Origin of the sequence: Helcobacillus massiliensis, assembly GCF_014191425.1 — a bacterium.
Lineage (GTDB): Bacteria > Actinomycetota > Actinomycetes > Actinomycetales > Dermabacteraceae > Helcobacillus > Helcobacillus massiliensis.
Genome location: NZ_JACHWP010000001.1, coordinates 943,048 through 965,360, shown reverse-complemented (window position 1 = coordinate 965,360; position 22,313 = coordinate 943,048). Strand labels below are relative to the sequence as shown.

The window sequence follows — 22,313 nt, the reverse complement described above, 5'->3', positions numbered from 1 at the left end:
CTTTTCTGAGCGGTCTCATCGAATTCCTCGCCGGTGCGGTTCCGAGCGGGTGCGATGCGCCATCATGGACAGCACGCGAGATGGCTGCCGGGAGGGCTGTGCGCGCCTGCCCGGTGGACCGACGGGTGCTGAACGTCACCCGGCTTCCCGGCTGGAGTCCTGGCCCTCAGCCGGCGGCGCCGGTAGACTTCTGGAGAACTTCGGCGAGGGAGAGCGCCTGCTCTCCGTGATCGACGCGGTGACCATAGCCAGTCCACGTCTTCGTGGGCGCCTTGTGTCGCGTTGAGTCGCCTCCGCATCTTCACAAGGAGAATCCCATGGCAGAGAACCTGAAGGTTGAGCGCCGCGAAGACTTCGGCAAGGGCGCTGCCCGCCGCATCCGCCGCGACAACGCGATCCCCGCTGTGCTGTACGGCCACGAGATGGACCCGGTCCACCTGGTCCTTCCGTACCACGCCACCGCTCTGATCGCCCGTAACTCCAACGCCCTGATCGAGCTCGAGCTGCCGGACGGCAAGACCAAGCTCGCCCTGATCAAGGACATCCAGCGCCACCCCGTGCGTCGCGAGATCCAGCACCTGGACCTGATCGTCGTCAAGCGCGGCGAGAAGGTCGAGGTGGACATTCCGTTCCAGGTCGAGGGCGAGCCGGTGTCGCCGGCCACCCACATCATGGAGCTCAACGACCTCACTATTCTGGTGGACGCTCTCAAGGTCCCCGAGGTCATCGAGATCTCCGTGGAGGGCCTCGAGGAGGGCACCCAGATCTTCGCCGGCGACCTCACCCTGCCCGAGGGTGCGGAGCTGGTGACCGACGCTGAGGCGCTCGTGGTCTCCGTTGAGGTGCCGCAGGTCGACGAGGCCGACCTCGAGACCCCGGAGGCCGAGGACGCCGAGGGCGAGGAGGCCGCTGAGGGCGAGGAGTCCTCCGAGGACGCCGAGGACTCCGACGAGGAGTGATCCTCTTCTGACACCCGCAGGGGCGCCGTGCCGACAGGCACGGCGCCCCTGTACTCTGTGGACCGACGCGCGAAGGATGGAAAAACGGTGAGCAGCACAGTTCTGATCGTGGGCCTCGGCAATCCGGGCCCCCAGTACGCCCAGACCCGCCACAACATCGGCCACATGTGCCTGGATGTGATGGCCGGCAGCGCCGGAGGCCGCTTCAGCAGCGCCAAGCGCGCCGCCGCGGAGGTCATCGAAGGCCGGCTCGGCCTGCCCGGCCAAGGGGTGCGCGCGGTCCTCGCCAAGACCACCAGCTTCATGAACGTCTCCGGCGGCCCGGTCAGCTCGCTCGCCCAGTACTACGGCATCGACCCCGACCACGTGATCGTGGTGCATGACGAGATCGACACCGAGTTCGGCACGGTCCGCCTCAAGCAGGGCGGCGGCGAAGGCGGGCACAACGGCCTGCGGGACATCACTCGTGCGCTCGGCACGCGCGACTACCTGCGAGTGCGGCTGGGCGTCGGGCGCCCGCACCGCGGCCAGGACACCGCCGACCACGTCCTCTCACGATTCTCCGCCGCCGAGCGGAAGGTGCTGGACGACCTCCTCATCGACGGTGCGAACGCCGCCGAGCACCTCGCACTGCACGGTCTGCTGTCCGCCCAGAACGAATTCCACCAGCGGGAGGCGATCCGCCCGTGAGCCTCGGCCACGCCCTGGACCTGGTCCGCCGCTCGGCGGACCTGCAGCGCATCGGGGAGGCGTTCAGCGCCTCGCAGTCCATCAGCATCATCGCCCCGCAGGGCATGCATCCCTTCGTCGCGGCGGAAGCGGCGAGCTCCGCCGGCACCGATCAGCCGCTGATCATCGTCACCGCCACCACCCGCGAAGCCGAGGACGTGCTCGCACAGGTGCAGGCGCTGGCCCCGTCGGCCCCCGCGGCCCTGCTGCCCGCGTGGGAGACCCTCCCGCATGAGCGGCTCTCGCCGCGCTCGGATACGGTCGCGACGCGGCTCGCCACTCTGTACCGGCTCGCTCACCCGGAGGAGACCGACCCGCTGAGCGTGCTGGTGATGCCGGTGCGCGCCCTGATGCAGCCGATGGCGAAGGGCCTCGGCGACCTGCGGCCCGTGCGCATCGTCCGCGATGACGCCTACCCGATGGATCAGCTGGTGGACGACCTGGCGGCCGCCGCCTACGTCCGGGTCGACATGGTGGAGCGCCGCGGCGAGTTCGCCGTGCGCGGCGGCATCCTCGACGTGTTCGCGCCGACGGAGCCCCACCCGGTCCGCATCGAGTTCTTCGGCGACGACGTCGACGAGATGCGCTTCTTCTCCGTCGCCGATCAGCGCTCGCTGGACGCCGAACTCACCGAGCTGCACGCCCCCGCCTGTCGGGAGATCCTCCTGACCGACGATGTGCGCCGACGTGCCCGCGAGATGGCCCAGCAGCTGCCGGGCCTCGCGGACATGCTCACCCAGATCGCCGACGGCATAGCCGTGGACGGCATGGAGTCCCTCAGCCCGGTCCTGGTGGACGGGATGGAGTCCGTCGCCGAGACGGTGCCGGAGCGCTCCCGCGTGCTCGTGCTGGAGCCGGAGCGCGTCCGCGCCCGAGCCGACGAACTGGTGCAGACCACCGGGGAGTTCCTCGCCGCCGCGTGGTCCAGCGCCGCTGGTGAGGGCGCAGTGCCGATCGATGTGGACGAGGCCAGCTTCCTCGACATCGACGCGCTGCAGGAGATCTTCCGCCGGCGCGGCATCCCACTGACCACCGCCGCCCCGTTCGGCATCGACGCCGACATCACCGTCGCCGCAGCCGCCCACCCCGGCTACGGCGGATCGACCGCCCAGGCGGCGCGAGATCTTCACCGCCGGCAGACCGACGGCTGGCGCCTGCTCATCACCACGGCCGGCGCCGGCACCGGCCGCCACCTCGCGGAGAGCCTGCGCGACGCCGACGTCACCGCGCAGTTCACCGAGACCCTCGACGAGGAACCGGCCGAGGGCCAGCTGCTCATCACCACCGGCCCCATCACCGAAGGCGTGGTGCTGGAGTCGGAGCAGATCATGGTGATGTGCGAACGCGACCTCACCGGAAAGTCCGGGGCGCGCCGCAGCTCGGAGCGTCGCCTGGCGTCCAAGCGCCGCGTCACAGTGGACCCGCTGCAGCTGAAGGCGGGGGATTTCGTGGTGCACGACCACCACGGCGTCGGCAGGTTCGTGGAGCTCACCAGCCGCACCGTCGGCCAGGCGGGCAAACGGACCACCCGCGAATACCTCGTCATCGAGTACGCGCCGTCACGCCGCGGACAGCCGGGTGATCGTCTGTACGTGCCCAGCGACCAGCTGGAGCACATCACGAAGTACGTCGGCGGGGAGTCGCCGAGCGTCAACCGGATGGGCGGCAGCGACTGGTCGAAGACCAAGTCGAAGGCCCGCAAGGCGATCCGGGAGATCGCCGACGAACTGGTGCGGCTGTACAGTGCCCGCCAGGCGTCCGAAGGGCACGCCTTCGGTCCGGACACCCCCTGGCAGCAGGAGCTGGAGGACGCGTTCGAGTTCACGGAGACGCCCGACCAGCTGTCCACGATCGACGAGGTCAAGAAGGACATGGAGCGCCCGATCCCGATGGATCGCCTGATCTGCGGCGACGTCGGATTCGGCAAAACGGAGATCGCGGTCCGTGCGGCGTTCAAAGCCGTCCAGGACGGAAAACAGGTCGCTGTGCTCGCTCCCACCACCCTGCTGTCGCAGCAGCATGTGGACACCTTCACCGAGCGCTTCGCCGGCTTCCCCGTCACGGTGCGGGGCCTGTCGCGCTTCCAGGCGAAGGCGGAGTCGGATGCCACGGTGGAGGGCCTCCTCGACGGCTCCGTCGATGTCGTCATCGGCACGCACCGTCTGCTCACCGGCCAGGTGCGCTTCAAGGACCTGGGCCTGATCATCGTCGATGAGGAGCAGCGCTTCGGCGTGGAGCACAAGGAGACGCTGAAGGCGCTGCGCGCCAACGTCGATGTGCTGTCGATGTCGGCCACACCGATCCCGCGCACCCTGGAGATGGCCGTCACCGGCATCCGCGAACTGTCCACTCTGGCGACCGCGCCCGAGGAGCGTCACCCCGTCCTCACCTATGTGGGCGCACAGGAGGACAAGCAGGTCGCCGCGGCGATCCGTCGCGAGCTGCTGCGCGAGGGGCAGGTGTTCTACATCCACAACCGGGTGGAGGACATCGACCGCACCGCGCAGAAGATCCGTGAGCTGGTGCCGGATGCCCGGGTCGAAGTGGCGCACGGCAAGATGAACGAAGCGCAGCTGGAGCGCGTGATCCTCGACTTCTGGGAGAAGCGGTTCGATGTGCTGGTGTGCACCACCATCGTGGAGACCGGCCTGGACATCTCCAACGCGAACACGCTGATCGTGGAGAACGCCGACCGGTTCGGCCTCTCGCAGCTGCACCAGCTGCGCGGCAGGGTGGGCCGGTCCCGGGAACGCGCCTACGCGTACTTCCTGTACCGCGGCGACAAGCCGCTCACCGAGACCGCCCACGACCGCCTCACCACTCTCGCCACCCACTCCGACTTGGGTGCCGGCATGCAGGTGGCGATGAAGGACCTCGAGATCCGCGGCGCAGGCAACCTCCTCGGCGGTGAGCAGTCCGGCCACATCGCCGGTGTGGGCTTCGACCTCTACGTCCGCATGGTCGGCGAGGCGGTGAATGCGTTCAAGGGCACGGGTGCCCCGGTGCGCCGGGACGCGAAGGTGGAGCTGCCGCTGAACGCCCGGATCCCGTTCGACTACATCGAATCGGAGCGGCTGCGCCTGGAGGCGTATTCGAAGCTGTCGAAGGCCGTCAGCACCGAGGAGCTGGAGAGCGTTCGGGAGGAGCTCACCGATCGGTACGGCGAGATGCCGCCCGAGGTCGCTCTGCTGTTCACGGTGGCGCGCTTCCGCCTGGACTGCATCGAGGCGGAGATCGACGAGGTGCAGGTGCAGGGCCGGATGATCCGCTTCGGTCATCTCGAGGTGCCGGATTCGGTTGCGATGCGCCTCAAGCGTCTGTTCCCCGGCACACTCATCAAACCGGCGACCCGTTTGGTCCTCATCCCGCACCCGCAGACCAAGCGGATCGGCGGCACCGGCCTCGTGGACGACGACCTGCTCGACTGGTGCCGCACGGTCATCGCCGTTCTGCGCCCGGACAGCGCCATCGCTGAGACCGCTCAGGCCCCGGGCACCGTGGGGGCCGCACGATGAGCGAACTGGTGATGCTTCCGGTGTCGCCGCTGAATGCGGCCGGCCTGCTGACCGCCGCCGGCTGGGACTGCCTGCGGTCGGCCGGCCGAGTCGCCGTCGGCTCCATCGCCGCGGACTCCTGGGAGGCGCACCTGCGGGAGGCCGGGGTGGAGGCCCACCTGCTGGATGCGCGCTCCGCTGCCGCGCTGATCGACGGCCTCGCCGGCCTGCTGACGGGGGAGGGGGAGGCCGACGGGAGCGCCACTGATGACCCTCTCGTCCTGCTGATCGACTCCGAGCACCCCTTCCTGCCCGGCCCCACAGCGCTGCTGGATGCGCTGGAGGCGCGCCTGGGGCGCCGCCTGGATGCGGATGTCCGCTTCGCCTCTCCCACTGCCCCGGGAAGCGCGGTCGTGGAGTCGGTGCGGATCATGCATGCGCTGCGCAGCCCCGGCGGCGATGTGTGGAGCGCTGAGCAGACGCACCAGAGCCTCGCCAGGTACCTCCTGGAGGAGACCTTCGAAGTGCTCGACGAGCTGGAAGGACCGGATCCGGATGGTCCCACGGCGGTGGAGGAGTTCGGGGACCTGCTGTTCCAGCTCGTGTTCCATGCGCGCATCGGCATGGAGAGCGCGAGCCCGTGGACCCTGGACGACGTGGCCCGATCACTGAACCGGAAGATGTACCGCCGCAATCCGCATGTCTTCGCACCCGAGGACGAGCGCACGGAGGTCGGCACGGTGCAGGACGTGGTCGACCAGTGGCAGGCGGTGAAGTCCGCGGAGAAGCCCCGCAGCCATCTGGGGGAGGGGATCCCGTCGGCCCTGCCGGCGCTGCAGGCGGCGTTCAAACTGATCCAGCGGGCCCGCACCGGCGGTGAACTGCCGGGCATCCTCGAGCATCTGGAGCAGGTGCGCATCGCCGCCGAGTCCGCCGCGCCGACCGACCCTGAGGCGGCGATCACCCTGGATGCTCTCGATCTGCTGGCGGTGGTGGTCCGCGCTGAGGAGCACGACCGGGATCCGGAATCCGCTCTGCGCCGACTGAACCGACTGATCGACTCAGTTGGGACTGCGCGCTCAGTCAGTCCCGATCACCTCGCCTAGAATGGTCCCCGCGGGTCAACGCCGACCAGCGACCTTTCACCCTCGACGAAGGAGACCTGTCAATGGCATTCATCACCGACGTGCGCGGCCGCGAGATCCTGGATTCGCGCGGCAACCCGACCGTGGAGGTCGTGGTCAGTCTCGACAACGGCTTCGAGTACCTCGCCCAGGTCCCCTCGGGTGCCTCCACCGGCCAGTTCGAAGCAGTGGAGCGCCGTGACGGCGACAAGGGCCGCTACCTCGGCAAGGGCGTGAAGGACGCCGCCGCTGCTGTGCGCTCCGATCTCGGCCCGCAGCTGGTGGAGCTGGACGTCGCCGACCAGCGCGCCATCGACTCGATCATGCTGGACATCGACGGCACCGACAACAAGGGCAAGATCGGCGCGAACGCCATCCTCGGCGTGTCCCTGGCGGTGGCGAAGGCCGCCGCCGACGTCGCCGAGCTGCCCCTCTACCGCTACATCGGCGGCCCGAACGCGCACCTGCTGCCCGTGCCGATGATGAACATCCTCAACGGCGGGTCCCACGCGGACTCCAACGTGGACATCCAGGAGTTCATGATCGCCCCGATCGGCGCTGAGACCTTCACCGAAGCCGTCCGCTGGGGCGCCGAGGTGTACCACGCGCTGAAGGCAGTGCTGAAGGAGCGCGGCCTCAGCACCGGCCTCGGTGACGAAGGCGGCTTCGCCCCGAACCTCGACTCGAACCGCGAAGCGCTCGACCTCATCGTCGACGCGATCCGCGCTGCCGGCTACGAGCCCGGCAGGGACGTTGCGCTGGCGCTGGACGTCGCCGCATCCGAGTTCTACGAGAACGGCTCCTACCGGTTCGAGGGACAGGCCCGCACGGCCGAGGAGATGGCGGACTACTACGCCGAGCTCGTCGCAGCCTACCCGCTGGTCTCCATCGAGGATCCGCTCGATGAGGAGGACTGGCAGGGCTGGGTGGCCATCACCGAGAAGCTCGGGGACAAGGTCCAGCTCGTCGGCGACGACCTGTTCGTCACCAACCCGGAGCGCCTGGAGCGCGGTGTCCGGGAGGGCGCTGCGAACTCCCTGCTGGTGAAGGTAAACCAGATCGGCACGCTCACCGAGACCCTGGACGCTGTGGCCCTTGCCACCCGCTCCGGCTACACCTCGATGATCTCCCACCGTTCCGGCGAGACCGAGGACACCACGATCGCGGACCTCTCCGTGGCCCTGAACACCGGCCAGATCAAGACCGGCGCACCGGCTCGCGGCGAACGCGTCAACAAGTACAACCAGCTCATCCGCATTGAGGACGAGCTGGGCGAGGCAGCGGTGTACGCGGGCGCTTCGGCATTCCCGCGCTTCCGTGCCTGATCGCACACCTGAGGGGCAGGGCGCTTCGCCGTCGGCGAGGCGCCCCGCTTCATCGAACCCGAGCTCCCGGCCGAGGGCGCCCCGCCGCCCCCAGTCCGGGGATCGGCGAGAGGAGCAGAACCAGCGCGCAACCTCCGTCGGCCCCGGTGCCGCGCCCCGTCACGGTGCCGCGAACTCCGCCCGCGTTCGCAGCACATCGCGTCCCGCGGCGTCGGCCCGTTCCGCACCCGCCTCGGGCGGCACCGCCGTCGCTGCCCGGCAGCGCACTGGCCGCGCCTCGCGGACCGCGGGCCGCGTCGGCGAGCACGCACTCGGCATCACCAAGCGCAGCCTGGTGCTGATCACGGTGATCGTTCTGGCGCTGGCCGCGCTCGTCCCGTCGGTCAACCACTATGTGGCGCAGGAGCAGCGACTCGCCCAGATGCAGGCGCAGATCCGCAACCGCCAGCAGCAGCTGGACGACCTCGAAGCGCAGGTCGCCCGGTGGGACGACCCCACCTTCGTGGCCGCGCAGGCCCGTGAGCGGCTGCTGTTCGTCTGGCCCGGTGAGACCCAGTACCGCCTCACCGACACCTCCGGTGAGGAGATCCCGATGACCACTGCGGAGCGGCGCGAACAGAAGGCCCACGAGACCGCCTGGTACGGCACTCTGTGGGATTCGATGGTCGGGGCCTCGCAGGCCGCGCCGCCGGAGAAGCCGTCGGCTGCGGACGATCACCCGAAGAAGCCCGCGCCGGCCCCCGCGTCCGATTCCGGCGGCTCGAACGAGCCCACTTCCGATTCCTCTGACCCGAAGGACACCGAATGACCCTCGACCCGATGCCGTTCGAGAGCCCCGCCACTGCGCTCGACATGGAGATCATGTCCCGCCAGCTGGGCCGCACGATGCGCGGGGTCGTGTCGATCGCCCGCCGGTGCGCCTGCGGTGCACCCGCGGTGGTGCGCACTCTGCCGCGCCTGCCGAGCGGCGCCCCGTTCCCCACCTCCTTCTACCTGACGCTGCCGTCGCTGGTGGAGGAGATCTCCCGCGTTGAGGCCACCGGCACCCTCGCCGAGTGGACGGAGGAGCTCGCCGGCGATCCGGAGGCGCAGCGGAAGCACCGGCGCGCCCATGAACACTTCCTTGAGCGCCGCGATGAGCTCGGCGATGTGGAGGAGATCCGGGGGATCTCGTGCGGCGGCATGCCCGAGCGCGTGAAGTGCCTGCACGCCCTCGCCGGTCACGCCCTCGCAGAGGGCCCGGGGCTGAATCCCTATGGCGACCGGGTCCTCGAGCAGATCGCCGAGAGCGCCAGCATTGAGCGCTGTCGCTGTGAGGACACGCCGGCGTCGGTCACCGCTGAGTGGGAGGCCGACGGCACCCGGCCCACCGACCGGGTCGCAGCGATCGACTGCGGCACCAACTCCATTCGTCTGCTCATCGCCGATGCCGCCGACGATCCCGACCGACCCGGTGGTGCAGCACTCACCGACATCGACCGCACCATGACGATCGTGCGGCTCGGCTACGGCGTGGACCGCACCGGCGTCCTCGACCCCGAAGCGATCGACCGCACGCTGGAGGCGCTGCGGTCCTACAAGCAGAGGATCGACGCCGCAGGGGTGGCCCCCGCCGCGGTGCGCTTCGTCGCCACCAGCGCCACCCGCGATGCCTCCAACCGCGACGACTTCGTCCGCGGCGTCCGCTCGATCCTCGGCATCGACCCCGAAGTGATCGACGGTGCTGAGGAGGCGACGCTCAGCTTCCAGGGCGCGGTCACTTCGCTCCCGTCGGCGCCGGAAGCCCCGTCCCTCGTGGTGGACATCGGAGGCGGCTCCACCGAACTGATCATCGGTGCTGAGGAGCCCGAGGCGGAGGTCTCCCTGAACATCGGGTCCGTGCGGATCATGGAGCGCCATCTGCAGGACGACCCACCGAGTGAGGACGCGATCCGCGCTGCAGAGCGGGACATCGACGAGATGCTCGACACCGCCACCGAGATCGACCTCTCCCGCGTGCGCTCCTTGGTCGGCGTCGCCGGCACCGTCACCACGATGACAGCGCATGCACTGGGCCTCGACCAGTACGAACCGGATGCGATCCACGGCGCCGAGACTGATGTGGAGCGCTTCGCCGAGCTGTGCGAGGAGATGGCGCGGACCCCGCGCGCCGAGCGGGAGCAGATGGCGTACATCCACCCGGGCCGCGTCGACGTCATCGGTGCCGGAGCCCTCGTCTGGGCGCGGATCCTGCGCCGCGTCGCCGCTGAAGGCCACGTCTCCGTCGCCGTCACCAGCGAACACGACATCCTCGACGGCATCGCCCTCAGCGCCCTGCGGCGACTGCGGGTCGCGGAGGCGGAGCCGGCGCCTCGAACGAGCGCGCCGACGGGTGCGCAGACTGACTGACACCTCACACATCCCACATGGAACGATCAGAAGAACAGGACTAGCCTTAAAGCCATGAACACCAATGCATCCAAGCCCCATGTCCTCATCCTCGGCGGCGGCACCGTCGGCATGAACGTGGCCTCGGAGCTGACGAAGAAGCTCGGCTCCAACGCGGCCGTGACCGTCGTCGACTCCCGCCCGTACCTCACGTACCAGCCGTTCCTGCCTGAGGTGGGCGCCGGCGCCATCGACCCGCGCAACGTCCTCGCTCCGCTGCGCAAGGTGCTCAAGGGTGCGAAGGTTGTGACCGGCACCGTCGACCGCATCGACCACAAGGACCGCTCGGTCCAGGTGAAGACCGATGACGATGTCGCGGTCTCCATCAACTACGACTACCTGGTGATCGGCCTGGGCGCTGTTCCGCGCACCCTGCCGATCCCCGGGCTGGCGGAGAACGCCATCGGCTTCAAGCAGGTCGAAGAGGCCATCGCTGTGCGCGACCGCATCCTCGCGAACCTCGCGGAGGCAGCCTCCACGAAGGACGCCGAGACCCGTAAGCGCCTGCTCACTTTCACCTTCGTGGGCGGCGGCTTCGCCGGCGGCGAGGCTGTGGCAGAGGCGCAGGACATGGTCCGCGCCGCCCTGCGCTACTACCCGGACCTGCACCCGTCGGACGTCCGATTCGTGGTCGTCGAGGCGATGGGCCGCATCCTTCCCGAGGTCGGCGACGACCTCGGCAAGTTCGCTCTGAAGGACATGCGTGAGCGCGGCATCGAGGTCAAGCTCGAGACCTTCCTCAACTCCTGCGAGGACGGCATCGTGAAGACCTCCGACGGTGACGAGTTCGCCTCGGACCTCATCGTCTGGACCGCCGGCATCAAGCCGAACCCGGTGCTGGCGAACTCGGACCTGCCGCTGAACCAGACCGGCCGCCTCGACTGCATGGCCGATCTGCGCGTCAAGGGCGAGAACGGTCCGCTGGAGAACGTGTTCGCCGCGGGCGACTGCACCACGGTTCCGGACCTCGCCTCCGGCGAGGGCAAGGTCTGCCCCCCGAACGCGCAGCACGCTCAGCGTCAGGCTGTCCGCCTCGCCGACAACATCGTCCGCGACATCGACGGCCGTCCCCTGGTGGACTACTTCCACAAGAACCTCGGCACCGTCGCCACGCTCGGCATGTACAAGGGCGTCGGTCAACTGTTCATCGGCGGCAAGACCATCGAACTGAAGGGCCTGCCGGCCTGGGCAGCAGCCCGCGCCTACCACGTGTACGCCATGCCGACCTTCGCGCGCAAGGCCGCGGTGATCGCCGGATGGGCGACCAACGCCATCGGCAACCGCGACATCCTCGGCATCCCGGAGTCCACGGATCCGCGCCGCGCCTTCGAACTCGCCGCCGCGTCGACGCCGAAGAAGAAGTGACGTCCGCACCGAGGGTGTCTCCTCGGTGAACAGTGCACGGCAGCGCTCGTCGCCGCGACCGCGGAGGCGAGCGCTGCTGTGTCCCCGCCCCAATCCTGTCCCCGCCATTCCCATCGGAAGGAACGCCGTGCGCGTCATCATCAAGAAGACACCCCAGGACGCCGCCCGCACAGTCGCCGACCAGATCGAGGCCGTTGTGCGCGGTGCCGGAGAATCCGGTGCCACACTCGGCCTGGCCACCGGGTCGTCGCCGGTGCTCAGCTACACCGAGCTGATCCGCCGCCATCGGGAGGAGGGCCTCAGCTTCGCCGGCACGCGCGTGTTCATGCTGGATGAGTACGTCGGCTTGGACGCCGACCACCCGCAGAGCTACGCCCGGTTCATCCGTGAGCACCTCACCGACCACATCGACATCGAGGACTCCGCGGTGCAGTCCCCGCGCGGTGACGCCGAGGACCCCGTCGCCGAAGCCGCCCGGTACGACGCCGCCATCGGCGCTGCCGACGGCGTCGACCTGCAGCTCCTCGGCATCGGGACCGACGGACACATCGCCTTCAACGAACCGGGCAGCTCCCTGGCCTCCCGGACTCGCGTGAAGGTGCTGCTGGAGCAGACGATCGAGGACAACGCCCGCTTCTTCGACAAGAAGGAGGACGTTCCGGTCCACGTCCTCACTCAGGGCATCGGCACCATCTTGGAGGCGCGCCGCATCGTGCTGACCGCAACGGGCAGCAATAAGGCGGAGGCCATCGCGCAGTGCGTGGAGGGCTCCGTGTCCTCCCGCTGGACGGGCTCTGCGCTGCAGATGCATCCTGACGTGGTCCTCGTGATCGACGATGAGGCCGCTGCGAAGCTGGAGCTCGCTGACTACTACCGGTTCTCCGAGGAGCACCAGCTGAAGCGCTGACTGCTCTTGTTCTGTGATGCCCGTCGCGCTGACTGCGTGAGCGGGCGTCACTGCATGCACGCACCGTGGGCGCATCGGTGAGAATGGGGGCATGTCGAGCACCTCGGACACCAGGACCGCACCCAGCAGCCAGCAGCCGCGCCCCGGCGCGCTTGACCGCTACTTCCACATCTCTGAGCGCGGATCCACGGTGGGCCGCGAGATCCGCGGCGGCGTGGTGACGTTCTTCGCCATGTGCTACATCGTGGTGCTGAATCCTCTGATCATCGGCACGGTTCCGGATTCCACGGGGCACTTCCTCGGCGGCGGCACGGAGCCGAACCTTCCCGCGGTCGCTGCGGGCACCGCTCTGGTGGGCGCGGTGGCGTCGATTCTGATGGGCGCGTGGGCGAAGTTCCCGTTGGCTCTTGCGACCGGACTCGGCCTCAACGCCTACCTCGCCTACTCCGTGGTCGCACTGCCGGGGATGACCTGGGGCGGCGCGATGGGGTTGGTGGTCCTCGAAGGCGTCATCATTCTGCTGCTGGTGCTGACGGGGTTCCGCCGGGCGGTGTTCCGGGCGGTTCCAGGGTTCCTGAAGACGGCGATCGCTGTGGGCATGGGCCTGTTCATTGCGTTCATCGGTCTGTTCAACGCCCGCTTCGTCACCTCCGGCACGGGGGTGCCGGTGCAGCTGGGCGTCAACGGTTCGCTGGAGGGCTGGCCGACGGCGGTGTTCGTGTTCGGGCTGCTGCTGATGATCGTGCTGTGGGTGAAGAAGGTGCCCGGGGCGATCCTCATCTCGATCCTCTCCACGACGATTGTGGCGGTGCTGCTGGAAGCGGTGCTGAAGATCGGTGTGTTCGTTCCGGCGGACGGCAAGTCCTCTGGGAACCCGACGGGCTGGTCGATGAACGTCCCGGCGCTGGATCTCTCGGCGTTCGCTCTGCCTGACTTCTCCACGGTGTTCGAGGCGGACCCGATCGGCGGTGTGACGGCGCTGGGCGTGGTCGGTGCGTCCATCGTGGTGTTCTCGCTGCTGCTCGCCGACTTCTTCGACACGATGGGGACGATGGTCGCGGTCGCGTCAGAGGCTGAGCTGGTGCAGGAGGACGGGGACGTTCCCCATTCGCAGCGGATCCTCGTGGCCGATTCTGCTGCGGCGATCCTGGGCGGCGTGGGCGGCGTGTCATCCGCCACGAGCTTCATGGAGAGCGCGACCGGTGTCGGAGAAGGAGCGCGCACCGGGTTCGCGTCGGTGGTGACGGGCCTGTGCTTCCTGGCGACCGTCTTCCTGTCGCCGTTGGTGGCGCTGGTGCCCTACGAGGCTGCGACGCCGGCGCTGGTGCTGGTCGGGTTCCTGATGATGACGCAGGTGACGGACATCGACTTCTCGAACCTGTCGGTGGCGATTCCGGCGTTCCTGACGATCATCCTGATGCCGTTCTCCTACTCGATCACGGTCGGCATGGGCGCCGGCTTCATCGTGTATGTGCTGCTGCAGCTCGTCCAGGGTGCGGGCCGACGGATCCATCCGCTGATGTACATCATCGCGGGCATGTTCGTCCTGTACTTCCTGCGGGATCCACTGGCGACCCTGATCTCCTGAGGCACACGCCCCTGTTGCCCTGCCGCTTCCGCGACGCCTGAGAACGGCGGCCCTTCTCGAGTGGGAGAGGGCCGCCGTTGTGGGTTGTGCTTCGGTGTCAGCTGAGCTGGTCGAGCACCCAGTCGAGGCTTGCGATGAGCGCCTGCACGTCTGAGGGATCGACCGCGGGGAACGTCGCGATCCGCAGCTGGTTGCGGCCGAGCTTGCGGTACGGCTCGATGTCGATGATGCCGTTGGCGCGCGCAATGCGCGTGACCTCGGCGGCGTCGATGGCGCTGTCGAGGTCGATGGTGGTGACGACCTGCGACCGGGCCGAAGGCTCCGTGACGAACAGCGTCAGTTCGTCACGCCCTTCGACCCACTGGTGCAGCAGACCGCTCGTCTCAGCGGTTCGAGCCGTTGTGAAGTCCAGACCGCCGTTCTTGTTCATCCAGTCCACCTGTTCTGCCATGAGCAGGAGGGTGGCGGTGGCGGGCGTGTTCAGGGTCTGGTCCTTGCGGGAGTTGCTGAGGGCGGTGGTGAAGGAGAGGAACTGGGGGATCCAGCGGTCGGTCGCGGCGATCTCCTCGGCACGGCTGATGGCAGCGGGGGAGCACAGGGCGAACCACAGGCCGCCGTCGGCGGCGAAGGACTTCTGCGGGGAGAAGTAGTAGACGTCGGTCTGCTCGATGTCGACGCTCAGCCCGCCGGCGCCGGAAGTAGCGTCCACGAGCACCAGTTGGTCATCGGTGGCGCTGTGCGGCCGGATGATGGGGCTCATCACGCCGGTCGAGGTCTCGTTGTGGGCGTAGGCGTAGGCGTCGACATCGGCCTCGCCCGTCGGCAGCGCGAGGGTGCCGGGGGCACTGGAGATGACCGACGGGTCCTGCAGGTGGGGTGCGGCAGCAGCGGCTTCGGCGAACTTCTGGGAGAACTCGCCGATGGTGACGTGCTGCGAGCGAGTGCGGATCAGGGAGCTGACGGCGGTGTCCCAGAAGGCGGTGGCACCACCGTTGCCGAGAACGACTTCGTACCCGTCGGGCGCGTCGAAGAGGTCGGTGAGGCCGCGGCGGATTCGGCCGACGAGGTTCTTCACGGCGGGCTGTCGGTGGGAGGTGCCCATCACCGTACGGCCGGCGCGATCGAGCGCGGCCATCTGCTCTGGTCGAACACGGCTGGGGCCGGAGCCGAAGCGGCCGTCGGTCGGCAGAAGGGTCGAGGGGATCGTCAATGTTTGGCTGTTGCTCATGCACCCATTGTGGTGGTCGACTCATCAGCGGTGCAGTCCTGTCCGCCATCGGCGCGCCGTGCGGGGCGCACGCCGTCGATCAGGCAGGATGGAGGCATGAACCGCGCTGACCTCTCGAAGAAGCCCGTTGACGTCTCCTCGATGTTCGACGGCATCGCCGGACGGTACGACCTGCTCAACGACATCCTCGCCTTCGGGCAGGTGCGCAGCTGGCGGCGTGCCATGGTCGAGGCGCTGGATCTGCGTCCGCACTCGGATGTTCTGGACGTCGCCGCAGGCACTGGGACGTCGTCCGCGGCGATTGCTGCCGCTGGCCATCGCGTCATCGCGTCCGACTTCTCCGAGGGAATGATGCAGGAGGGCCGGCGCCGCCAGCCCCACATCACCTTCATCGGCGCTGATGCGACCGCGCTCCCATTCGCTGACGACTCCTTCGATTCAGCTGTGGTGTCCTTCGGACTGCGCAATGTTCAGCAGCCGCAGAAGGCACTGGCGGAGATGACCCGCGTGGTGCGTCCAGGCGGCAGTGTGGTGGTGTGTGAGTTCTCCACGCCCACCAATCGAGTCTTCCGGCACGTGTACTCGAACTATCTGATGAAGGCGCTGCCCGCAATGGCGTCGGCGGTGGCTTCGGACGGCTCTGCGTACACGTACCTGGCGGAGTCGATCGCAGCGTGGCCGGACCAGCAGGGTCTCAGGTCATGGTTCCTCGATGCGGGCCTGGAGAAGGCTCAGTATCGGAACCTGACGGGCGGCATCGTGGCGCTGCACCGTGGGTACGTCCCGGCAACTCGCTGACCAGCGGTTTCACCAGGCGGCACAGCCGAACCGAAGCTGCCGCTGTTATCCAGCGCACCTTCGCGCGGCGCTGGCTTGCGGGCCCGATCCGGAGCGCGTAATGTTTCATCTCGTTGCCGCGGAGAACGGAAGTTCCTCAGGCGGCGATTCCGAAGCCAAGAGCTTCACCTCTCAACGATGACAGCGACGCAGTCGAAGCGCGGCACCATGCCGAACAGAGACAGTGACGCAGATCATAGCGGAGGGGCTTGCGGAGGAGTTCCCAAGCGGGTAGAGTAATCTCCCGTGCCGAGAGCGGCACGAATATCGTGAAGAAGTAGCCATTGAGGCCGAGCGGCGCGAGCCGTAACGATCAGTGTGCGCAAGTTGTTTGATATCTCAATAGTGTGTCTGTTTGTTGATGCCAAAGTTTTTTTGGCAGAGGATCAATTTTCTAGTTGATTTCTTCGGACAATTGAACGCAGATTTTTTATCAGCGTCGGTTGTTTGTTTTCTGCCGGGTTTCAAATTTTTTTATGGAGAGTTTGATCCTGGCTCAGGACGAACGCTGGCGGCGTGCTTAACACATGCAAGTCGAACGATGAAGGCCCAGCTTGCTGGGTTGGATTAGTGGCGAACGGGTGAGTATCACGTGAGTAACCTGCCCTTCACTTCGGGATAACTTCGAGAAATCGGGGCTAATACCGGATGTTCTGTCTGCACCGCATGGTGTGGGTTGGAAAGATTTATCGGTGGAGGATGGGCTCGCGGCCTATCAGTTTGTTGGTGAGGTGATGGCTCACCAAGGCGATGACGGGTAGCCGGCCTGAGAGGGCGACCGGCCACACTGGGACTGAGACACGGCCCAGACTCCTACGGGAGGCAGCAGTGGGGAATATTGCACAATGGGCGGAAGCCTGATGCAGCGACGCCGCGTGGGGGATGACGGCCTTCGGGTTGTAAACCTCTTTCAGTAGGGAAGAAGCCTTTGGGTGACGGTACCTGCAGAAGAAGCGCCGGCTAACTACGTGCCAGCAGCCGCGGTAATACGTAGGGCGCAAGCGTTGTCCGGAATTATTGGGCGTAAAGAGCTTGTAGGTGGCTTGTCGCGTCTGCCGTGAAAACCCAATGCTTAACGTTGGGCGTGCGGTGGGTACGGGCAGGCTAGAGTGTGGTAGGGGAGACTGGAATTCCTGGTGTAGCGGTGAAATGCGCAGATATCAGGAGGAACACCGATGGCGAAGGCAGGTCTCTGGGCCATTACTGACACTGAGAAGCGAAAGCATGGGGAGCGAACAGGATTAGATACCCTGGTAGTCCATGCCGTAAACGTTGGGCACTAGGTGTGGGGAACGTTCCACGTTTTCCGCGCCGTAGCTAACGCATTAAGTGCCCCGCCTGGGGAGTACGGCCGCAAGGCTAAAACTCAAAGGAATTGACGGGGGCCCGCACAAGCGGCGGAGCATGCGGATTAATTCGATGCAACGCGAAGAACCTTACCAAGGCTTGACATGCACTGGATCGCTGCAGAGATGTGGTTTTCTTTGGACTGGTGCACAGGTGGTGCATGGTTGTCGTCAGCTCGTGTCGTGAGATGTTGGGTTAAGTCCCGCAACGAGCGCAACCCTCGTTCCATGTTGCCAGCACTTCGGGTGGGGACTCATGGGAGACTGCCGGGGTCAACTCGGAGGAAGGTGGGGATGACGTCAAATCATCATGCCCCTTATGTCTTGGGCTTCACGCGTGCTACAATGGTCGGTACAATGGGTTGCGATACTGTGAGGTGGAGCGAATCCCAAAAAGCCGGTCTCAGTTCGGATTGGGGTCTGCAACTCGACCCCATGAAGTCGGAGTCGCTAGTAATCGCAGATCAGCAATGCTGCGGTGAATACGTTCCCGGGCCTTGTACACACCGCCCGTCAAGTCACGAAAGTCGGTAACACCCGAAGCCAGTGGCCTTACCCCTTGTGGGAGGGAGCTGTCGAAGGTGGGATCGGTGATTGGGACTAAGTCGTAACAAGGTAGCCGTACCGGAAGGTGCGGCTGGATCACCTCCTTTCTAAGGAGTATCTTTCGAGCATTTTGGCACTGTCGTGACCGAGTGTGTTGCGGGTGCTGCTCGTTGGGTGGAACATCAATGAATCAACAGGCTGCTGCTGGTTGGGCTGGCTCTAGTACGTGTCTCTTCGGGGGTGCTGGAACGGGTCTGGGTTCGGCTGGTGGGGTTTGGTAGGCACACTATTGGGGTGTGAGGCGGCTTGTGTCGTTTCTTCCCTGCTGGGGTAGGAGCCATCCTGTGTGGGTGGTGGGGCCTTGGTGTGGGGGTGTTGTTTGTCAACTGCATAGTGGACGCGAGCATCTTGTAAGCAATTTACAGATTGTTGCGAAACGAAGCTTTGTTTTTGTTTTGTCTCTGTGTGTTCATTTTTATGTGTGTTTTGTTGAAGTTTTCAAGGGCGCACGGTGGATGCCTGGGCACAAGAAGCCGATGAAGGACGTGGGAGTCTGCGTTAAGCCCCGGGGAGGTGACAACCGACCTGTGAGCCGGGGATGTCCGAATGGGGAAACCTGCCAGGCGTTATGGTCTGGTACCTGCCGTTGAATGTATAGGCGGTATGGGGGGAACGCGGGGAAGTGAAACATCTCAGTACCCGTAGGAAGAGAAAACAATTGTGATTCCGTGAGTAGTGGCGAGCGAAAGCGGATGTGGCTAAACCTGGTTGGTGTGATACTCGGCAGAGGTTGCTGATCAGGGGTTGTGGGATGTGCATGGATTGGGCTGCCGCCTGGTCGTCGCTGTCAGTGTGTGGTAGGTGAATCCTTGTGAGTGGGGAACCGTAGTGGGTGTGAGTCCCGTAGCTGAAACTGCATGGCTGGGTGATGGTGCATTGTCCCGAGTAGGACCGGGCTCGTGAAATCCGGTGTGAATCTGCCAGGACCACCTGGTAAGCCTAAATACTTTCTTGTGACCGATAGCGGACAAGTACCGTGAGGGAAAGGTGAAAAGTACCCCGGGAGGGGAGTGAAATAGTACCTGAAACCGTGTGCTTACAATCCGTCGGAGCCTTTTTTGTGGGGTGACGGCGTGCCTTTTGAAGAATGAGCCTGCGAGTTAGTGGTCGGTAGCGAGGTTAACCTGTGTGGGGTAGCCGTAGCGAAAGCGAGTCTGAATAGGGCGCCTTTAGTTGCCGGCTCTAGACCCGAAGCGAAGTGATCTATCCATGGGCAGTGTGAAGCGCGGGTAAGACCGCGTGGAGGCGCGAACCCACTTCAGTTGAAAATGGAGGGGATGACCTGTGGATAGGGGTGAAAGGCCAATCAAACTTCGTGATAGCTGGTTCTCCCCGAAATGCATTTAGGTGCAGCGTTGCGTGTTTCGTCCTGGAGGTAGAGCACTGGATAGGCGATGGGCCCCACCGGGTTACTGACCTTAGCCAAACTCCGAATGCCGGTGACGTGAGAGCGCAGCAGTGAGACTGTGGGGGATAAGCTTCATAGTCGAGAGGGAAACAGCCCAGAACATCAGCTAAGGCCCCTAAGCGTGTGCTAAGTGGGAAAGGATGTGGAGTTGCTGAGACAACCAGGAGGTTGGCTTAGAAGCAGCCACCCTTGAAAGAGTGCGTAATAGCTCACTGGTCAAGTGATTCCGCGCCGATAATTCAGCGGGGCTTAAGTACACCGCCGAAGCTGTGTCACTCCACTGTGTGTGGGGTGGGTAGGGGAGCGTCGTGCATTGTGTGAAGCTGCGGGGGGACCTTGTGGTGGATGGTGTGCGAGTGAGAATGCAGGCATGAGTAGCGATTAGGCGGGTGAGAATCCCGTCCGCCGAATGATCAAGGGTTCCAGGGCCAGGTTTATCCGCCCTGGGTTAGTCGGGTCCTAAGGCGAGGCCGACAGGCGTAGTCGATGGATAACGGGTTGATATTCCCGTACCGGTTGTGTGAGGACCCATGCTGAAAGTCGTGATGCTAACCACCCGAGCGCTGCTCTTCACCTTCGGGTGTTGGTGTGGTGTGAGGCTGGGGTCCAATCGGTGAGTAGGTGAGCGTGTGGGATGACGCAGTGAGGTAGCTTCCGCGGGGCGATGGTTGTCCCCGTCTAAGCGTGCAGCCTGTGCCCGAGTAATGTTGGGCGCGTGTAGGTCAGACGTGATAGTGACCCTTTAGTGGGGAAGTTGGGTGATCCTGTACTGCCGAGAAAAGTCCCGGCGCCACGAGCGCAGCCGCCCGTACCCTAAACCGACTCAGGTGATCTGGTAGAGAATACCGAGGCGTTCGAGAGAATCGTGGTTAAGGAACTCGGCAAAATACCCCCGTAACTTTGGGAGAAGGGGGACCTGACCAGTGAGAGCTGGGAGGGTCGCAGAGACCAGGGAGAAGCGACTGTTTACTAAAAACACAGGTGAGTGCGAAGTCGTAAGACGCTGTATACTCACTGACGCCTGCCCGGTGCTGGAAGGTTAAGCGGACTGGTTAGCGCCTTCGGGTGCGAAGCTGGGAAGTTAAGCCCCAGTAAACGGCGGTGGTAACTATAACCATCCTAAGGTAGCGAAATTCCTTGTCGGGTAAGTTCCGACCTGCACGAATGGCGTAACGACTTCTCCACTGTCTCAACCGCGAACTCGGCGAAATTGCATTACGAGTAAAGATGCTCGTTACGCGCAGCAGGACGGAAAGACCCCGGGACCTTTACTATAGTTTGGTATTGGTGTTCGGAGCGGCTTGTGTAGGATAGGTGGGAGACTGGGAAGCTGGCACGCTAGTGTTGGTGGAGTCGTTGTTGAAATACCACTCTGGTCGTTTTGGATATCTAACCTCGAGCCATGATCTGGTTCAGGGACAGTGCCTGATGGGTAGTTTAACTGGGGCGGTTGCCTCCTAAAGAGTAACGGAGGCGCTCAAAGGTTCCCTCAGCCTGGTCGGTCATCAGGTGTTGAGTGTAAGTGCACAAGGGAGCTTGACTGCGAGACAGACATGTCGGGCAGGAGCGAAAGCTGGAACTAGTGACCCGGCACCTCATTGTGGAATGGGTGTCGCTCAACGGATAAAAGGTACCCCGGGGATAACAGGCTGATCTTGCCCAAGAGCTCATATCGACGGCATGGTTTGGCACCTCGATGTCGGCTCGTCGCATCCTGGGGCTGGAGTTGGTCCCAAGGGTTAGGCTGTTCGCCTATTAAAGCGGTACGCGAGCTGGGTTTAGAACGTCGTGAGACAGTTCGGTCCCTATCCGCTGCGCGCGTTGGATATTTGAGAAGGCCTGTCCCTAGTACGAGAGGACCGGGATGGACTGACCTCTGGTGTGCCAGTTGTTCTGCCAAGGGCATGGCTGGTTGGCTACGTTGGGAAGGGATAACCGCTGAAAGCATCTAAGCGGGAAGCCTGCTTCGAGATGAGATATCCGTGCACCTTTGGGTGTGTGAGACCCCCAAGAGATGATTGGGTTGATAGGCCAGATGTGGAAGCGCGGTAACGTGTGGAGCTGACTGGTACTAATTGGTCGATGACTTTATCAAAATACGCATAAAGCACTGGCTGTTGGTTGGTGTGTTTGCTTGTGTGTTCGCGTCCACTAGGCGGTTGATTGACCGCACCCCTTGTGGCTGCCGGCAGTGCCCTTTTTGTGGGTGGTGTTGGTGGTGGGGTTGTGTTGTGTATAGTGTCTGATCCCTGCACCCGGTGGGTGTGGTGTGGAACGGTCTTTGTGTGGTTGTTCCGGTGGTCATAGCGTTGGGGAAACGCCCGGTTACCTTTCCGAACCCGGTAGCTAAGCCCAACTGCGCCGATGGTACTGCACTCGGGAGGGTGTGGGAGAGTAGGTCGCTGCCGGACTTTTTCTTGTGTGGTGTGGGCTCCAGCCTTGTGGTTGGGGCCCACACGCATTTAATTGTTCTTTCGCGGCACAGGTTCATTGACGCTGCTTGTTGCTGTGTGTGTGAAGGACTGGCCCCGGCGGCCATCCGCTGCGACCGACCCGTTGCAGTCGCGTGCCCGTGCCGCAGATGGCGGATGTCCTGACATGCGCACCAGACCGCATAGGGGCCGTCCGGACAGGCGCACCGCAGTGCACCTCCATTCTGGGCTCTCACTGCGCTCGCATGAACGCCGTGACTTCTGCTAACTACTGCCGCGGGCCCGTAGGTGGACACGGTCAGGTGCCCTAGTCTTGATGTGTAACCCCATAGCGCCAGCGCCCTGAGGCAGGAGAACTGAATTGTCTGACTACGAGCACCGCTCCGACCGCGGCAAACGCCGTGACTGGTCCCACTCATCTCAGTCTCGCCGCGCGGGTGGCTACCCCCGCTCCAACGAGCAACGGCGCGATACCAGCCGGGGCGACCGCCGTCAGCGCCGCGACGAGCGCGGTGACGCACAGGGCCGCAGCCGCGAC

12 protein-coding genes and 3 rRNA genes are annotated in these 22,313 nt (G+C 65.1%); 14 read left to right on the top strand and 1 reads right to left on the bottom strand.

Translation table 11 applies throughout. From position 1 onward, the window contains the following. Nucleotides 1–317 precede the first annotated feature (317 nt). The 10 genes from FHX50_RS04435 (at nt 318) to FHX50_RS04390 (ending at nt 13,918) form a co-directional block, all read left to right on the top strand. Entirely contained in the window at nt 318–959 is a 642-nt protein-coding gene (locus tag FHX50_RS04435) for a 50S ribosomal protein L25/general stress protein Ctc (protein WP_183374801.1), read from the top strand. Between the two features lie 87 nt (nt 960–1,046). After that, the gene (pth, locus tag FHX50_RS04430) at nt 1,047–1,649 is read left to right on the top strand and encodes an aminoacyl-tRNA hydrolase (protein ID WP_183374799.1); all 603 of its coding nucleotides are present in this window, start codon (nt 1,047–1,049) and stop codon (nt 1,647–1,649) included. Beyond that, nucleotides 1,646–5,203: a transcription-repair coupling factor gene (mfd, locus tag FHX50_RS04425; protein ID WP_415829944.1), complete on the top strand. Its 3,558-nt coding sequence runs from the start codon at nt 1,646–1,648 to the stop codon at nt 5,201–5,203. Before pth ends, mfd begins: the two co-directional genes overlap by 4 nt. After that, nucleotides 5,200–6,288 (top strand): MazG nucleotide pyrophosphohydrolase domain-containing protein, encoded by a 1,089-nt coding sequence (locus FHX50_RS12040; RefSeq protein WP_246370659.1) that lies wholly within the window; start codon nt 5,200–5,202, stop codon nt 6,286–6,288. The genes mfd and FHX50_RS12040 overlap by 4 nt, the downstream gene beginning before the upstream one ends. A gap of 62 nt (nt 6,289–6,350) precedes the next feature. Next, nucleotides 6,351–7,631: a phosphopyruvate hydratase gene (gene eno / locus FHX50_RS04415; protein ID WP_183374797.1), complete on the top strand. Its 1,281-nt coding sequence runs from the start codon at nt 6,351–6,353 to the stop codon at nt 7,629–7,631. Continuing rightward, a complete protein-coding gene (locus FHX50_RS12035) occupies nt 7,624–8,439 on the top strand; it encodes a septum formation initiator family protein (RefSeq protein WP_239376149.1) in 816 nt (271 codons plus the stop codon). Before eno ends, FHX50_RS12035 begins: the two co-directional genes overlap by 8 nt. Next, a complete protein-coding gene (locus FHX50_RS04405) occupies nt 8,436–10,019 on the top strand; it encodes a DUF501 domain-containing protein (protein ID WP_183374795.1) in 1,584 nt (527 codons plus the stop codon). Before FHX50_RS12035 ends, FHX50_RS04405 begins: the two co-directional genes overlap by 4 nt. Before the next feature lie 54 nt (nt 10,020–10,073). After that, nucleotides 10,074–11,423: an NAD(P)/FAD-dependent oxidoreductase gene (locus tag FHX50_RS04400; protein WP_183374793.1), complete on the top strand. Its 1,350-nt coding sequence runs from the start codon at nt 10,074–10,076 to the stop codon at nt 11,421–11,423. A 127-nt stretch (nt 11,424–11,550) separates the two neighbouring features. Then, nucleotides 11,551–12,330, top strand: a complete 780-nt coding sequence (gene nagB, locus FHX50_RS04395) for a glucosamine-6-phosphate deaminase (protein WP_183374791.1) — start codon at nt 11,551–11,553, stop codon at nt 12,328–12,330. Nucleotides 12,331–12,421: 91 nt separating this feature from the next. Continuing rightward, nucleotides 12,422–13,918 carry an NCS2 family permease gene (locus FHX50_RS04390; RefSeq protein ID WP_183374789.1) on the top strand — a complete coding sequence of 499 codons (1,497 nt, stop codon included), beginning with the start codon at nt 12,422–12,424 and terminating at the stop codon, nt 13,916–13,918. Nucleotides 13,919–14,015: 97 nt separating this feature from the next. Here the strand turns inward: FHX50_RS04390 and serC are convergent, their stop codons facing one another. Continuing rightward, nucleotides 14,016–15,146, bottom strand: a complete 1,131-nt coding sequence (gene serC / locus FHX50_RS04385) for a phosphoserine transaminase (RefSeq protein WP_183374787.1) — start codon at nt 15,144–15,146, stop codon at nt 14,016–14,018. Between the two features lie 96 nt (nt 15,147–15,242). Here serC and FHX50_RS04380 point away from each other — a divergent pair, with 96 nt between their 5' ends. The 4 genes from FHX50_RS04380 (at nt 15,243) to rrf (ending at nt 21,754) form a co-directional block, all read left to right on the top strand. Further along, nucleotides 15,243–15,944 carry a demethylmenaquinone methyltransferase gene (locus tag FHX50_RS04380; protein WP_183374786.1) on the top strand — a complete coding sequence of 234 codons (702 nt, stop codon included), beginning with the start codon at nt 15,243–15,245 and terminating at the stop codon, nt 15,942–15,944. Between the two features lie 512 nt (nt 15,945–16,456). Beyond that, nucleotides 16,457–17,982: ribosomal RNA gene (locus FHX50_RS04375) — 16S ribosomal RNA — on the top strand. A gap of 381 nt (nt 17,983–18,363) precedes the next feature. Next, nucleotides 18,364–21,438: ribosomal RNA gene (locus FHX50_RS04370) — 23S ribosomal RNA — on the top strand. 198 nt (nt 21,439–21,636) lie between these two features. Beyond that, a 5S ribosomal RNA gene (gene rrf / locus FHX50_RS04365) occupies nt 21,637–21,754 on the top strand. Together the 16S, 23S and 5S rRNA genes form the textbook arrangement of a ribosomal RNA operon. The last annotated feature ends 559 nt before the right edge of the window (nt 21,755–22,313 follow it).

Bases quoted from the DNA above. Each gene is read 5' to 3' on its own strand.
- serC (WP_183374787.1), bottom strand. From the start codon at position 15,146: ATGAGCAACAGCCAAACATTGACGATCCCCTCGACCCTTCTGCCGACC.
- FHX50_RS04380 (WP_183374786.1), top strand. From the start codon at position 15,243: ATGAACCGCGCTGACCTCTCGAAGAAGCCCGTTGACGTCTCCTCGATG.
- FHX50_RS04405 (WP_183374795.1), top strand. From the start codon at position 8,436: ATGACCCTCGACCCGATGCCGTTCGAGAGCCCCGCCACTGCGCTCGAC.
- FHX50_RS04435 (WP_183374801.1), top strand. From the start codon at position 318: ATGGCAGAGAACCTGAAGGTTGAGCGCCGCGAAGACTTCGGCAAGGGC.
- FHX50_RS12040 (WP_246370659.1), top strand. From the start codon at position 5,200: ATGAGCGAACTGGTGATGCTTCCGGTGTCGCCGCTGAATGCGGCCGGC.
- eno (WP_183374797.1), top strand. From the start codon at position 6,351: ATGGCATTCATCACCGACGTGCGCGGCCGCGAGATCCTGGATTCGCGC.
- FHX50_RS04390 (WP_183374789.1), top strand. From the start codon at position 12,422: ATGTCGAGCACCTCGGACACCAGGACCGCACCCAGCAGCCAGCAGCCG.
- FHX50_RS04400 (WP_183374793.1), top strand. From the start codon at position 10,074: ATGAACACCAATGCATCCAAGCCCCATGTCCTCATCCTCGGCGGCGGC.